The sequence below is a fragment of the Comamonas sp. 7D-2 genome (assembly GCF_022749555.1).
Classification (GTDB): Bacteria; Pseudomonadota; Gammaproteobacteria; order Burkholderiales; family Burkholderiaceae_C; genus Comamonas; species Comamonas thiooxydans.
The window spans coordinates 4,356,655-4,369,304 of sequence record NZ_CP094238.1; the positions used below are offsets into that span (position 1 = coordinate 4,356,655).

13 protein-coding genes are annotated in these 12,650 nt (G+C 63.6%); 7 read left to right on the forward strand and 6 right to left on the reverse strand.

The genetic code is table 11. The features are described from left to right. Positions 1-32: 32 nt before the first annotated feature. Together MPZ60_RS19925 and MPZ60_RS19930 are read right to left on the reverse strand one after the other, a co-directional pair. Entirely contained in the window at positions 33-437 is a 405-nt protein-coding gene (locus tag MPZ60_RS19925; protein ID WP_003065899.1) for a group II truncated hemoglobin, read from the reverse strand. After that, the gene (locus MPZ60_RS19930; RefSeq protein WP_034355796.1) at positions 427-1,911 is read right to left on the reverse strand and encodes an MFS transporter; all 1,485 of its coding nucleotides are present in this window, start codon (positions 1,909-1,911) and stop codon (positions 427-429) included. The genes MPZ60_RS19925 and MPZ60_RS19930 overlap by 11 nt, the downstream gene beginning before the upstream one ends. Positions 1,912-2,127: 216 nt before the next feature. Here MPZ60_RS19930 and MPZ60_RS19935 point away from each other — a divergent pair, with 216 nt between their 5' ends. Then, complete coding sequence (locus tag MPZ60_RS19935) at positions 2,128-3,003, forward strand: LysR family transcriptional regulator (RefSeq protein ID WP_034355655.1); 876 nt, start codon at positions 2,128-2,130, stop codon at positions 3,001-3,003. Between the two features lie 13 nt (positions 3,004-3,016). Here the strand turns inward: MPZ60_RS19935 and MPZ60_RS19940 are convergent, their stop codons facing one another. After that, a complete protein-coding gene (locus tag MPZ60_RS19940) occupies positions 3,017-5,587 on the reverse strand; it encodes an ABC transporter permease (RefSeq protein ID WP_080746103.1) in 2,571 nt (856 codons plus the stop codon). A gap of 45 nt (positions 5,588-5,632) precedes the next feature. On the opposite strand from MPZ60_RS19940, the gene MPZ60_RS19945 reads away from it, so the two are divergent. From MPZ60_RS19945 to MPZ60_RS19970, 6 genes are all read left to right on the forward strand, one after another. Then, the gene (locus tag MPZ60_RS19945; protein ID WP_034355658.1) at positions 5,633-6,418 is read left to right on the forward strand and encodes a sulfite exporter TauE/SafE family protein; all 786 of its coding nucleotides are present in this window, start codon (positions 5,633-5,635) and stop codon (positions 6,416-6,418) included. A gap of 50 nt (positions 6,419-6,468) precedes the next feature. Continuing rightward, positions 6,469-7,539: an adenosine deaminase gene (locus MPZ60_RS19950; RefSeq protein WP_034355661.1), complete on the forward strand. Its 1,071-nt coding sequence runs from the start codon at positions 6,469-6,471 to the stop codon at positions 7,537-7,539. Positions 7,540-7,639: 100 nt separating this feature from the next. Beyond that, entirely contained in the window at positions 7,640-8,008 is a 369-nt protein-coding gene (locus MPZ60_RS19955; protein ID WP_003065886.1) for a hypothetical protein, read from the forward strand. Next, the gene (locus tag MPZ60_RS19960) at positions 8,005-8,496 is read left to right on the forward strand and encodes a low molecular weight protein-tyrosine-phosphatase (RefSeq protein ID WP_080746104.1); all 492 of its coding nucleotides are present in this window, start codon (positions 8,005-8,007) and stop codon (positions 8,494-8,496) included. The genes MPZ60_RS19955 and MPZ60_RS19960 overlap by 4 nt, the downstream gene beginning before the upstream one ends. 12 nt (positions 8,497-8,508) lie before the next feature. Then, positions 8,509-9,048, forward strand: coding sequence for a CbrC family protein (locus MPZ60_RS19965; RefSeq protein WP_034355805.1), 540 nt, complete (start codon positions 8,509-8,511; stop codon positions 9,046-9,048). A 3-nt stretch (positions 9,049-9,051) separates the two neighbouring features. Continuing rightward, positions 9,052-9,375 (forward strand): hypothetical protein, encoded by a 324-nt coding sequence (locus tag MPZ60_RS19970; protein WP_003065880.1) that lies wholly within the window; start codon positions 9,052-9,054, stop codon positions 9,373-9,375. A gap of 261 nt (positions 9,376-9,636) precedes the next feature. Here the strand turns inward: MPZ60_RS19970 and hppD are convergent, their stop codons facing one another. The 3 genes from hppD to MPZ60_RS19985 all read right to left on the reverse strand — a co-directional run bounded on the left by hppD (position 9,637) and on the right by MPZ60_RS19985 (position 12,616). Next, positions 9,637-10,725: a 4-hydroxyphenylpyruvate dioxygenase gene (gene hppD, locus MPZ60_RS19975; protein ID WP_003065874.1), complete on the reverse strand. Its 1,089-nt coding sequence runs from the start codon at positions 10,723-10,725 to the stop codon at positions 9,637-9,639. 41 nt (positions 10,726-10,766) lie between these two features. Further along, positions 10,767-11,147: a RidA family protein gene (locus MPZ60_RS19980; protein WP_003065871.1), complete on the reverse strand. Its 381-nt coding sequence runs from the start codon at positions 11,145-11,147 to the stop codon at positions 10,767-10,769. Positions 11,148-11,215: 68 nt separating this feature from the next. After that, the gene (locus MPZ60_RS19985) at positions 11,216-12,616 is read right to left on the reverse strand and encodes an amino acid permease (RefSeq protein WP_034355664.1); all 1,401 of its coding nucleotides are present in this window, start codon (positions 12,614-12,616) and stop codon (positions 11,216-11,218) included. Between the last annotated feature and the right edge of the window lie 34 nt (positions 12,617-12,650).

The window sequence follows — 12,650 nt, forward strand, 5'->3', positions numbered from 1 at the left end:
AAATTTGACGCTTTGAAACTGGGCTCAGGAACTCAGGCGCCGCGATTGCGCATCCAGTCCGCCGTGTTCATGAAGCTGGCCTTGAGGCGCGTGCGCAAGGCCTCGGGCACCTCGGTCTCGCCCATGGCCTGATCCATGCAAGCCACCCACTGGTCGCGCTCCTGGATCCCAATGGAAAACGGCATATGGCGCATGCGCAGACGCGGATGACCGAAACGATCCTGGTAATAGTCGGGGCCGCCCAGCCAGCCGCAGAGAAACCAGAACAGCTTCTGGCGCGCATCGGCCAGCGTGCTGCCATGGGCGGCGCGCAGCTCCTTGTAGCCGGGCTCCAGATCCATGAGGTCATAGAAGCGGGTCACCAGTTGCTGGACTTTCTCTTCCCCGCCTATCCATTCGTAGGGGGTATCAAACGGGGGCTTTTCTTCAATCTGCATGTGTAGCGGCTTTGCGAGTCAGTCCCGATTGTCGGACATGCGGCATGTCCATACCCGAGCGCAGGAATGCGAAAACCCCAACGGCCGTCAGCACCGTCACGCCTGCCAGCACATCGAGCAAGGTGGAAAAAGCCAGGCCATAGGCCTTGAGCAGCTCGGCGGCCGACGCATCCTGCATCAGCGCCTGCACTCCCTGCATATTGCCGGTGACCAGCATCTGGGCCACGGCCGAGCCCTGCGTCATGGAGGGCGAGAGAGCAGCCAGCTCCCGCGTCAGCAGCACGGCCAGCGCTGCCCCGACCACGGCCAGGGCAATGCCCTCGCCCGCCACACGCACGGTGCTGAAGATGCCCGTGGCCATGCCGGCACGCTCGCGCGGCACCACCGTCACGGCCAGCCCGTCCATCAGCCCCCAGGGCAGTCCTATGCCCAGACCGATCAGCAGCAGTGGCGCGGCCATCTGCGCCAGCTCCGAGCCGGGTGGACAGCGCCCCAGCCACAGCAGACCCGCGGCGCAGACCAGCAGCCCCGCGCCGCACAACAGGGCCGCCGACAGCCAGCGCGAGAGCCAACCCGCCAGCAGTGGTACGAACAGCATGGGCAGCGACAGCACAAACATGCGCTGCCCGGCCGCGAGCGGCGCCAGGCCTTCCACGCCGATGAAGCGCAGAGGCAGCAGCACCAGCAGCACCACAAAGGCGTAGGCCGGTGCTGCGGCCAGCAGCTGCACACCGACAAAGCGCGGATAGCGGAACAGCGATAGGTCCAGCATGGGGTGAGCGCTGCGGCGCTCGATCTGTACAAAGGCCGCTGCCGCCAGCAGGGCAGCCGCCAGGGGCAGCCATGTGCGGCCATGCGACCAGCCCGTTTCCGGGACTTGCAGCATGCCCCAGGTCAACAGCGCCAGCGCCAGCGTGAACGACAGCGCGCCCGGCAGGTCCAGCCGCTGTGCCTGCGGATTGCGCGATTCCGGCATATGGCGCAGGCCCAGCAGCAGCGCCGCGAATGCTGCTGCGGCGGCGCTGAGCAGCACGCTGCGCCAGCCCCAGCTCTGCAGCAACCAACCCGACAGCAAGGGCCCGAAGGCCAGTCCCACACCAAAGGAGGTGCCCACGAAACTGAAGGCACGGGTACGCCGGGCTCCATCGTAGGCCTGGGCCAGGCCGGCGGTGCCTGCCGCCAGTGCAGCGGCCGCGCCCAGTCCCTGCAGCGCCCGCAACAGATCGAAGCCGATGATGGCCCCCTTGCCCTGCAGGCAGACCTGCAGCAGCACGCTGCCAACCACGGCGGCCAGCCCCGCAAGAAACACACGCCGCCGCCCGTAGATGTCGGCCAGTGCTCCTGCCGCCATCAGAGTGGAGCCGAAACTCAGCATGAAGGCATTGGTGACCCAGTTCAGCGCCAGAGGGCCACCGCCCAGAGCCTCACGCAGCGCCGGCAGCGCCACGGCCGGCCCGGTAAAGCTCAGCGGCATGGCCAGCGCGGCCAGGCAGACCGACAGCAGCACCCAGACAGGCGATGCGCGGCGGGTGCAAAAAGAAAGGTCCGCGTGCGGGCGGGATGGGGAAGTGGGGCAAGACATGGAGGGCTGGCGTCGTGAATCAATCAGACATGAAAGATAAAAGCTCTCCAATGAAACGAAAATAGCTTTAACACTCCCCACAATCCCAACCAAAGGTTGCCAATTACCATGGACAGCTTCAGCGGACTTGAGTCCTTTGTACGTGCCGCCGATCTTCTGAGCTTTGCCGAGGCCGGTCGCGCACTCGGCATCTCGGCCTCGGCCGTGGGCAAGAACGTGGCGCGCCTGGAGCAGCAGCTAGGCCTGCGCCTGTTCCATCGCACCACGCGCCAGGTTCGCCTCACTCAGGAAGGCAGCCTGTTCCACGAGCGCTGCCGGCGCATCCTCGACGAGCTGCACGATGCACGCGCCGCCATGCAGGCCGCTGCCGAGGCGCCACGCGGCCGGCTGCGCGTGAGCCTGCCCACCATCGGCTACCGTTTTCTGCTGCCCGTGCTGCCCGAATTTCAGGCCCGCTATCCCGAGGTGGAGCTGGATCTGGATTTCAACGACCATCTGGTCGATGTCGTCGAAGCCGGTCTCGATGTGGTCATCCGCAGCGGCGAGCTGGCCGACTCGCGGCTGGTGGCGCGCCGACTCGGGCCGTTTCGCTTCATTCTGGCAGCCTCGCCGGCCTATCTGTCCGAGCGCGGCGTGCCGCTGACGCCGCCCGACCTTGCCGGACACAGCAGCCTGCGCTATCGCTTTCTGAACAGCGGCAAGCTCGAGGAGTGGACGCTGCCCGGGCTGCCGGCCATGCCCATCGCCCTGGTCTGCAACAATATGGAAGCCATGCTGGGCGCAGCCGTCTCAGGCCTGGGCCTGGCCTACATGCCCGACTTCCTGGCCCGCGACGCACTGGCGCGTGGCGAGCTCCAGCAGGTGCTGGCCGAGCAGCTCACGCATAGCGGGCAGTTCTCGGCACTCTGGCCCTCCAGCCGCCAGCTCTCGCCCAAGGTCAGGGCCTTTGTGGACTTTGCGAGCGAGCGGTTGTTCAAGGGCTAGCCTTAGAACATTCTTATTCCGCCGCCTGGCGCAGCGTGATCATCACGGGGCGGCTGACCACCTCGCGCAAGGCCCACCAGCCGGCCAGCCAGGCCAGCAATGCGCCCGCCAGCGCGCCCACCAGGGGCACCCACCAGAGCACATTCCACTCGAAATCAAACACCCAGCGCGCCAGCGCCCAGCCCACGGCAAGGGCCACACAACTGGCCAGAAAGCCGGCCATCAGGCCCACTCCGGCCAGCTCGGCACTCTGCACCTGCTGCAGCAGGCCCGACCTGGCGCCCACGGCGCGCATGATGGCATATTCGCGCGCTCTTTCCTCACGCGTGCCGGTGACGGAAGCAAACAGCACGACCAGCCCCGCCACCAGCGTGAAGCCGAACAGGAACTCCACGGCGCGTATGACCTGGTCCATCACCTGCTGCACCTGGGCCAGCGTGCTGCTCAGATCGACATTGGTGATGTTGGGAAATTCATTGACCAGCGCATTGTCAAAGCCCTTGATATCGGGCGCGCGATAGGCCGCCAGATAGGTCACGGCCACGTTCTCCAGGTGCTGCACGGGGTAGATCACAAAGAAGTTGGCGCGCATGGAACTCCAGTCCACCTTGCGCAGACTGGTGATGCGGGCTTCGCTTTCCTCGCCGCCGATATCGAAGCGCAGCGTATCGCCCAGCTTCAAGCCCAGGGTCTTGGCAATGCCTTCCTCCATGCTGATCGCGCCCTGCTCGCCCGCCTGCCAGCGGCCGCCCACGATCTGGTTGTGATCCGGCATGGTTTCGGCAGTGGAGATATTGAACTCCCGGTCCACCAGTCGCTTGGCGCGATCCTCCTCATAATCATCGGGGCTAACGGCCTTGTCGTTAACGGCGATCAGCCGGCCGCGAATCATGGGATACCAGTCATAGCTGTGCACGCCAGCCTTTTTCAGCGCGGCCTGAAAGTCCTGCGCCTGATCGGGCTGGACATTGATCACAAAGCGGTCGGGCGCATTGGCAGGGGTGGCCTTGCGCCAGCTGGCAATCAGATCGGTGCGCAGCAGTACCAGCAGCACCAGGGCCAGCAGCCCCACGGCCAGCGAGCTGACCTGCACCACGGCATACACGGGCTTGGCCGAGACCTGGCGCGTGGCCATTACCAGCCATCGCGGCGCCGTGGCCTCATTGACCACCTGGCGCAGCAGCTTGACGGCCAGCCAGGCCAGGCCCGCGAACAGCAACACGGCCACGGCAAAGCCGCCCACGGCAATCAGGCCCAGCTTGATGTCGCGGCTGGCCACCATCAGCAAGGCCGCAAACCCCGTCACGCCCACGCCCAGCACCAGCCATGAGGCGGGTTTGAGCGCCCCCAGATCGCGCCGCATCACGCGTAGCGGTGGCACCTGGGCCAGCTGCAGCACGGGCGGCAGGCCAAACGCCAGCAACAGGGTCAGCCCCATGCCCATGCCGAACAATGCGGGCCACAGGCTCGCCGCAGGCAGGGCGGACTCGACCAGTCCGGCCAGCAGCCAGACAAACACATGGTGCACGGCCCAGCCCAGCAGCACGCCGGCCGCGCTGGCGGCCAGGGCAATGCTCACGAATTCCACGACATAGGCCAGGGCAATACGGCGCTGACTCTGGCCGAGCACGCGCAGCATGGCCGACGCATCGAGATGGCTGTTGGCAAAAGCACGCGCCGCCAGTGCCACGGCCACGGCCGAGAGCAGCGCCGATAGCAGCGCCACCAGACTCAGGAACTTCTCGGCCCTGTCCAGGGTCTGGCGCATCTCGGGGCGGCCGCTTTCCAGCGATTCCACACGCACGCCATGCAGGCTCTTGGCCAGCTCCTGCGCCCAGCCCAGATAGTCTTGCGCAGCCCGTTCTGCGCCGCGCCCGGCGTCTGCCTGCGCAGCCACGGCCAGTCGATAGGTGATGCGGCTGGCCGGCTGTACCAGGCGCGTGGCGGGCAGGTCGGCGCTGTTGATCATCACGCGCGGGGCAAAGCTCATAAAACCCGCGCCACGATCGGGCTCGATGGCGATGATGTGCGAGATATGAAAGCTCGCATCGCCCAGCAGCAGTCTGTCGCCGAGCTTCAGGCCCAGCGCCTCCAGCAGCGGCGCATCGACCCAGGCATGGCCGCTTTCGGGAATCGCCCGCACTTCCAGATCCGGCTGGCCCGTCCCCTGGTTCAGATGTAGCACGCCGCGCAAAGGATAGCCGGGCTCCACGCTTTTGAGCGCCACCAGACGGCTGGCACCACCCTGCTCCTGAGCGGCCCGCGCCATGGTCGGAAAGCTGGCCGTGGCCACGGTCTGCAGCCCCTGCTGCCTGGCCTGCTGCACAAAAACCGCGGGAGCGGGGTTGTCGCTGACCACAACCACATCGCCGCCCAGCAACTGACGGGCGTCACGCTGCAGGCCGGCCTGCAGGCGGTCGGCAAAAAAACCCACCGAGCTCAGTGCCGCCACGGCCAGCAGCACGGCCACGATGATCAGGCGCAGCTCGCCAGCGCGCAGATCGCGCCAGAGATTGCGCAGCCCCAGAATCCAGACAGATGATGCTTGCATGGTCTGCACGATAGCGCAGCGGCCTGCCGCCATGCCAGAACTGCATGGCAATGCCCTGCTGGAGCGGGACGATAATCGATGCCTTCAGACGGAGGCCAGAACGTGGAAGTGATCTTGGTGGTGGCCCTGGGGGCTGCGGTGGCAGGCTTTGTACAGGGGCTGTCGGGCTTTGCCTTCGGCATGGTGGCCATGTCGTTCTGGGCCTGGGTGCTGGAGCCGCAGCTGGCCGCCGTGCTCTCGGTGTTCGGCTCGCTGACGGGGCAGATCATTGCGGCCTTCACCGTGCGGCGCGAATTTCACTGGAAGTCGCTGCTGCCCTTCATCGCGGGCGGTCTGGCCGGCATTCCCATAGGCGTGGCCGTGATGCCGCATCTCAATATGGACTGGTTCAAGTTCGGCCTGGGCTGCCTGCTGGTGCTGTGGTGCCCCACCATGCTGCTCAGCGCCCACCTGCCCCGGCTGACGCTGGGCGGCGGCCTGCTGGCCCGCTGCAGCGATGCGATTGCGGGGCTCATCGGCGGCGCCATGGGTGGGCTGGGCGGCTTCAGCGGCACCGTGCCCACGCTGTGGTGCACGCTGCGCGGCTTTGAGCGCCATGTGCAACGCACGGTGATCCAGAACTTCAACCTCTCGGTGCTGGCCGTCACCATGGCCAGCTATCTGGCCACCGGCCTGGTCAAGCCCGCCATGTGGCCCTCGTTCGCCATCGTGCTGCCGGCCGTGCTGGTGCCCGTGATCTTCGGCACCCGCGTCTACAAAGGCGTGAGCGATGCCCGCTTTCGCCAGATCGTGCTGAGCCTGCTGACCTGCTCGGGCATCGCCATGCTGGCGGCGTCCGTGCCGCGGCTGTTCCTGGCACCGTAACGTAAAACTGCCTACGGCAAGGCTGATCGCAAGCCACTACCATCTGCGGCATGAATGCCGCGCCTACCGCCCCCACACCTGAACTGACCGCCTTTGCCCACGCCATCCCCAAGATGGAGTTGCACTGCCACCTGCTGGGCACGGTCAGAAAAAACACCTTCATCGAACTGGTGCAGCGCGCCAAGGCGCCGCTGACTGCCGAAGAGATCGAGGCGTTCTACACGCGCGGCGAAAAGCCCGTGGGCGTGCTGCGCGTGCTGCGCGCACTCGACGAGTGGCTGCTGCAGACGCCGGCCGATCTGGAGCGCATTACCTATGAATACCTGCAGGATGCCGCTGCCCACCATGTGCGCTATGCCGAATTCTTCTGGAACCCCACGGGCACGGTGCAATGCTCGGGCATGAGCTATGCCGCCGCCCAGCAAGCCATCCTGGCCGGCGCCGCAGCCGCGCAAAAGGATTGCGGCATACGTGGCCGCCTGGTGCCGTCCATCGACCGCGAAGCCCCGGCCGAGGCCGCCGTGCAGATGGTGCAATGGATGCTGGACAACCGCCATGAAGATGTGCCCGGTATCGGCATCGACTACCGCGAAAACGAGCGCCCGCCCGAGCTGTTTGTCGAAGCCTATGCGCTGGCGCGTCGCAACGGCCTCAAGACCACGGCCCATGCCAGCGAGTTCGGCCTGCCCTGGAACAATCTGCAAACGGCCATAGAGACTCTCAAGGTGGACCGCGTCGACCACGGCTACACTGTCATCGACAACCCTGAGCTGGCCCGGCGCTGCGCCGATCTGGGCATTGTGTTCACCGTGGTGCCGACCAATTCCTACTACCTGCGCACGCTGGCACCCGAGCGCTGGGCGCTGGACCACCCGATTCGCCAGATGCCCGGCCTGGGCCTTCGCGTGCATCCCAACACCGACGACCCCACGCTGCACCATGTGGACCCCACAGGAGCCTGGACCAAGATGGTCAGCGACTTTGGTTTTTCGATTGCCGACCTCAGGGACTTCATGCTCAACGGCATCGATGCGGCCTGGATAGACGAGAGCGAAAAGCGCAGCCTGCGCCAGCAGTGGAGCGCAGAGTTCGATGCATTGAGCAGCACACACCACTTCTAATCAAATATCGCTGCAGCGCTTTCCATAAAGTGCCTTCAGCTATCAAAATCAATTCAAGCAGGCAGAACACCCGCCTCTTCTCTTAACGACCATCTGCCCTATGCCGTCAGACAAGCCCTCCAGCCTTGAAGAGATTCAGGCGTCCATTGCCAAACTCAGAGTCACCGAACAGCAGCTCGAAGCCACCGCGCAGAAGTACGAAAGCAAGATGCAGAGTTCGAGGAAATGGAACTATCTTGCCGTGGCCATGGCCGTGGTGGTCTGCGCCGTCGCATGGCTTAACCAGGCCTCGCCCTGGCTGCGCTGGGGTGTCCTGCCCGTGGTGCTTTTCATGGTGCTGTTCTTCGAAGGCATGCGTCGCCTGCTGGGCGTGACCATGCAAAGCAGCATGCGCCAGCTCAAGACCCAGATCCGCACACTGGAAACCAGGATGGCCGAGGTACAAGCCACAGTGAAAGATCAGCCATGACTGCCGCCAAACCCGTTCGCGTTCTCATGGTCTGCACCGGAAACATCTGCCGCAGTCCCACTGCCCACGGCGTGCTGGAAAAAATGGTGGTGGATGCGGGTCTTCAGCATCTGGTGCAAGTGGACTCCGCCGGCACGCACGGCTATCACGTAGGGGAGGCTCCCGATGCCCGCAGCCAGCAACATGCGCGCCGCCGGGGCTATGACCTCAGCGGGCAGCGTGCGCGGCAGCTAACGAAGCAGGATTTCGACGCTTTCGACCTGGTACTGGTGATGGACAGTGCCAACGAAATCGCTGCGCGCCGCATCGCCACACCCGCCCAGCAGCAGCGCATGAAGCGGCTGACCGACTACTGCCAGCGCTTTGACGAGCGCGAAGTGCCCGATCCCTACTATGGCGGCGACAGCGGCTTCGAGCATGTGCTCGATCTGGTGGAAGATGCCTGCCGAAATCTGCTGCAAAACATCGTCCAGAATCGCCAGACCTGAATGGAGCTCTCCATGGATTTGCCGAAATTCCGACTCAGCCCCAATGCCTATGCACTGGATCTGTTTGTGGCTGAAAGCGGTACCTGCTCCTGCTGTGGCCAAGCGCGTGAGCTCAAGTACAACAGCTCGTTTTACAGCCGCGAAGAGCCGGACTATCTCTGCCCCTGGTGTATTGCCGACGGCAGCGCGGCCAAGCACTATGAGGGCGAATTCAACGACTACCTGGGCATTGAAGGCGTGAACGCCGATCCCGACGAACCTGACAGCATCGTCATGGATCACGTGCTGCTGCTGGAAGTCTGCGAACGCACGCCCAGCTATCACAGCTGGCAGCAGGAGCAGTGGCTGGTGCATTGCAACCAGCCCTGTACCTTTCTCGGCTATACCGATTACGCCGAAATCCAGACCCTGCAGGCCGAGTTGCAAGCCGATATAGCCAGCATGCCGGAGCGCTATCTGCAGGCCATCAGCAAGACCGGTGATCCGGTGGGCGGCTACCTGTTTCGCTGCGTGAAGTGCGGCATGCACCGGCTGCACACCGATTGCACCTGAGGCATGAACACGGACATCATGCAGGTGGAGTTCAGCCACCATATCGACGCCAGCGAAGCTGATGCCGAAGGCTTTTACGAGTACTACTACGAGTACGACATCTATCGCTTTACGCTGGGCGGCCTGAGTCTTGTGGTGCGCAGCTATAGCGATACCTGGGAGCAAGCCAGCGTGCTGCGACTGGAAGAAGCCGGCAAGTCACGCCCGCTGCAGCCCAAGGATCTGAAAATGCCTCTTGTCCAACAGGCGCGGGAGCATCTGCAAAGCCTGGGCAAGCAGGAACTGCGCTGGTTCAACCCCAGGCACGCGCGCTACGACCCGCTTTGAGCAAGCCGCTGAAGCGCTCAGGCTACGACGCACCCACCGCCAGTTCATGGCGGCCGCAGACACCCGGCACCGTAGTGCCCGGAAAATGCAAGCCTTCGGAAAGCGCCTGGCGCTCTTGCCGCGTGGCCCGCATCAGTCGATACATGTCCGCATGGTCGATGAGGCCGGCGGTGCACAGATCCAGCCCCTAGTTGCCGATCGCGACGCCAATACGCCAGCCGCTGTCGTCCACCGCACGGAAGCGATCGATCTTCATGGTGCTCACTCCTTGGCGGTTTCGAGCACGCCGCGGTTGATCTGGTCGCGTTCCATGGACTCGAACAGCGCCTTGAAATTGCCCTCGCCAAAGCCTTCGCGGTAGTTGCCCTTGCGCTCGATGAACTCGAAGAACACGGGTCCCAACAGCGGCTCGGAGAAAATCTGCAACAGCAGGCGTGGCTGGCCGCCTTCGGTGGTGCCATCCAGCAAGATGCCACGCGACTGCAACTCGCCCACGGGCTGGCCGTGGCCGGGAAGGCGCTTGGCGAGGTTCTCGTAATAGATGTCGTTGGGCGCAGTCAGCAGCGGAATGCCAGCCATCTGCAGGCTGTCGATGGCCGTGGGCAGGTCTTCGCACAGCAGCGCGATGTGCTGTATACCCTCGCCATTGAACTTCATCAGGAATTCCTCGATCTGGCCACCGCCCTGCTTGGCTTCCTCGTTCAGAGGAATGCGGATCAGGCCGTCAGGCGCAGTCATGGCCTTGGAGGTCAGGCCCGTGTACTCGCCCTGGATGTCGAAGTAGCGGATTTCCTGGAAGTTGAACAGCTTGTTGTAGAAGTCGGCCCAGTAGGCCATGCGGCCGCGGTAAACGTTGTGCGTGAGGTGATCGACGACCTGGAAACCGTGGCCCTTGGGATTGCGGTCCACACCGGGCAGAAACTCGAAGTCGATGTCGTAGATGGACTTGCCATCTTCGTAGCGATCGATCAGGTACAGCGGCGCACCACCGATGCCCTTGATGGCGGGCAGGCGCAGCTCCATGGGGCCGGTGGGAATGTCCACGGGCTGGGCGCCCAGCTCCAGCGCGCGCTTGTAGGCCTTGTGCGCATCCTTGACACGGAAAGCCAGGCCGCAGGCACTGGGACCGTGCTCGGCTGTGAAATAGGCCGCCTGACTCCTGGGCTCGCGGTTGATGATGAAATTGATGCCACCCTGACGATACAGCACCACGTCCTTGGAACGATGCTTGGCCACCAGCGTGAAGCCCAGCTTCTCGAACAGCGGCTCCAGCACGCCGTCTGCAGGCGAGGCGAACTCGACGAACTCAAAGCCGCACAGGCCCATGGGGTTTTCGAACAAATCGGTCATGAGGAGGTTTCCTGAAAAAAATGAAGTTGATGATGGCGCGATCAGGCGGTTTTATCCAGTGCCTGGACTTCGATCTCAACGCCTACGCCAAAAACCAGCTGAGCCTGCACCAGGCTGCGCACCGGGTAACGGCCTTCCTTGAAATAGCTTGCATAGACCTTGTTGAAGGCATCGAAATGAGCCAGGTCGCTGAGCCAGATATTGGCCTTGACCACATCGTCCAGCGAGCTGCCCACCGCCTCCAGCCGCGCCGCGATGGCCTTGAGCACGGCATGTGTCTGCTCTTCGATGGGGCCGGTGAGCGGACGCTTGTCCTCGCCGAAGGGGATCTGCCCCGACAGCATCAGAAGGCCGCCTGCGCGGACTGCGGAAGAGAAGGGCATGCCGCCGGGCGCGGGATAAAAGGTTGCAGTGGAGTTCATCGAAGTGCTCTCAAGGTTCAGGTGGTTACAACAGGCTGGCGCCAAGGTCTGCGCAAGCCCTCATTCAATCAAACCGCAGTCTGCACCAGCCGAACGGGCTGGCGAAACACCATGCGGTACATGGCATAGACCGCCAGCACCCACACCGGAATGGCATAGGCAGAGGCACGTACTCCGGGAGTGAGCAGCATCACGACCACCACCAGCGCCATGGCCGCCAGACAGATGTAGTTGGTCAGCGGGAACAGCGGCGCCTTGAAGCTGCGCGGCGTGCCCTTGGCATCATGCAGCTTGCGGTAGTTCAGGTGCGAAATGATGATGATGGTCCAGATGATCACCAACGCCGCCGTGATCAACGAGATCAGCAGCTCTATCACGCCGGCAGGCGCCACATAGTTCAGCACCACGCAGAAGGCAGTGACGATGCCGGGATAGACGATGGCCTTCACGGGCACACCGCGTTTGTTGACTTCAGCCAGCGACTTCGGTGCGTTGCCTTCCTGGGCCATGCCATACAGCAGACGGCTGGAGCTGTAGACCATGCTGTTGTAGACCGACAGCGTAGCGGTGAGGATCACGAAATTCAGCATATGCGCGGCCAGGTGCTCGCCCATGCCCGAGAACACCAGCACAAAGGGACTACTGCTGTAGGTGCCGCCACCGGCCTTGAGCTGGGCCACCAGATCAGTCCAGGGCGTCAGCGACAGCAGCACGGCCATCGAGCCCACATAGAACAGCAGCACGCGCACCATGAGCTGGTTGATCGCCTTGGGGATGACCTTGCGCGGCTCTTCGGTTTCTGCTGCGGCAAAGCCCAGCATTTCCACGCCGCCGAAGGCGAACATGATGAAGGCAAAAGCCATGAACAGACCCTTGAAGCCGTTCGGCAGGAAACCGCCTTGCGTCCACAGGTTGCTGATCGTCTGCGTGGGGTTGTGCGTGGTGGACAGCAGGTAGATGCCCGTAGCGATCATCGCCACCACGGCCACGATCTTGATCAGTGCGAACCAGAACTCAAACTCGCCATAGGCCTTGACGTTGATGAAGTTCACGCCGTTGATAAGCACAAAACAAACGGCGGCCGTCACCCAGACCGGGATATCGGGCCACCAGAACTGGATGAACTTGCCCACGGCGGTCAGCTCCAGCATGCCCACCAGCACATAGAGGGCCACGCAGTTCCAGCCCGACAGGAAACCGGCAAAGCGCCCCACGTAGCGGTTGGCGAAATAGCTGAACGAACCGGCAGAAGGCTCCTCGACCAGCATTTCGCCCAAGAAACGCATGATGAAGAAGATCAGCAGGCCGCCGATGGTATAGCCCAGCAGCACGCCAGGGCCGGCCAGCTCGATGATGCCGGCCGAGCCCAGAAACAGCCCGGTGCCTATGGTGCCGCCCAGCGCAATCAGCTGGATATGGCGGTTCTTGAGCTTGCGCTCCAGATGCCCGTTGGAGGAAGGGGTATGCATGGTTTGTCTCCTGTTATCTATATCTACCTATGCG

Coding starts and splice junctions, on each gene's coding strand:
- MPZ60_RS19935 (WP_034355655.1), top strand. CDS start 2,128: ATGGACAGCTTCAGCGGACTTGAGTCCTTTGTACGTGCCGCCGATCTT.
- MPZ60_RS19955 (WP_003065886.1), top strand. CDS start 7,640: ATGCCGTCAGACAAGCCCTCCAGCCTTGAAGAGATTCAGGCGTCCATT.
- MPZ60_RS19980 (WP_003065871.1), bottom strand. CDS start 11,147: ATGAACTCCACTGCAACCTTTTATCCCGCGCCCGGCGGCATGCCCTTC.
- MPZ60_RS19945 (WP_034355658.1), top strand. CDS start 5,633: ATGCCTTCAGACGGAGGCCAGAACGTGGAAGTGATCTTGGTGGTGGCC.
- MPZ60_RS19965 (WP_034355805.1), top strand. CDS start 8,509: ATGGATTTGCCGAAATTCCGACTCAGCCCCAATGCCTATGCACTGGAT.
- MPZ60_RS19985 (WP_034355664.1), bottom strand. CDS start 12,616: ATGCATACCCCTTCCTCCAACGGGCATCTGGAGCGCAAGCTCAAGAAC.
- hppD (WP_003065874.1), bottom strand. CDS start 10,725: ATGACCGATTTGTTCGAAAACCCCATGGGCCTGTGCGGCTTTGAGTTC.
- MPZ60_RS19960 (WP_080746104.1), top strand. CDS start 8,005: ATGACTGCCGCCAAACCCGTTCGCGTTCTCATGGTCTGCACCGGAAAC.
- MPZ60_RS19930 (WP_034355796.1), bottom strand. CDS start 1,911: ATGCCGCTGAGCTTTACCGGGCCGGCCGTGGCGCTGCCGGCGCTGCGT.
- MPZ60_RS19925 (WP_003065899.1), bottom strand. CDS start 437: ATGCAGATTGAAGAAAAGCCCCCGTTTGATACCCCCTACGAATGGATA.
- MPZ60_RS19970 (WP_003065880.1), top strand. CDS start 9,052: ATGAACACGGACATCATGCAGGTGGAGTTCAGCCACCATATCGACGCC.
- MPZ60_RS19950 (WP_034355661.1), top strand. CDS start 6,469: ATGAATGCCGCGCCTACCGCCCCCACACCTGAACTGACCGCCTTTGCC.
- MPZ60_RS19940 (WP_080746103.1), bottom strand. CDS start 5,587: ATGGCGGCAGGCCGCTGCGCTATCGTGCAGACCATGCAAGCATCATCT.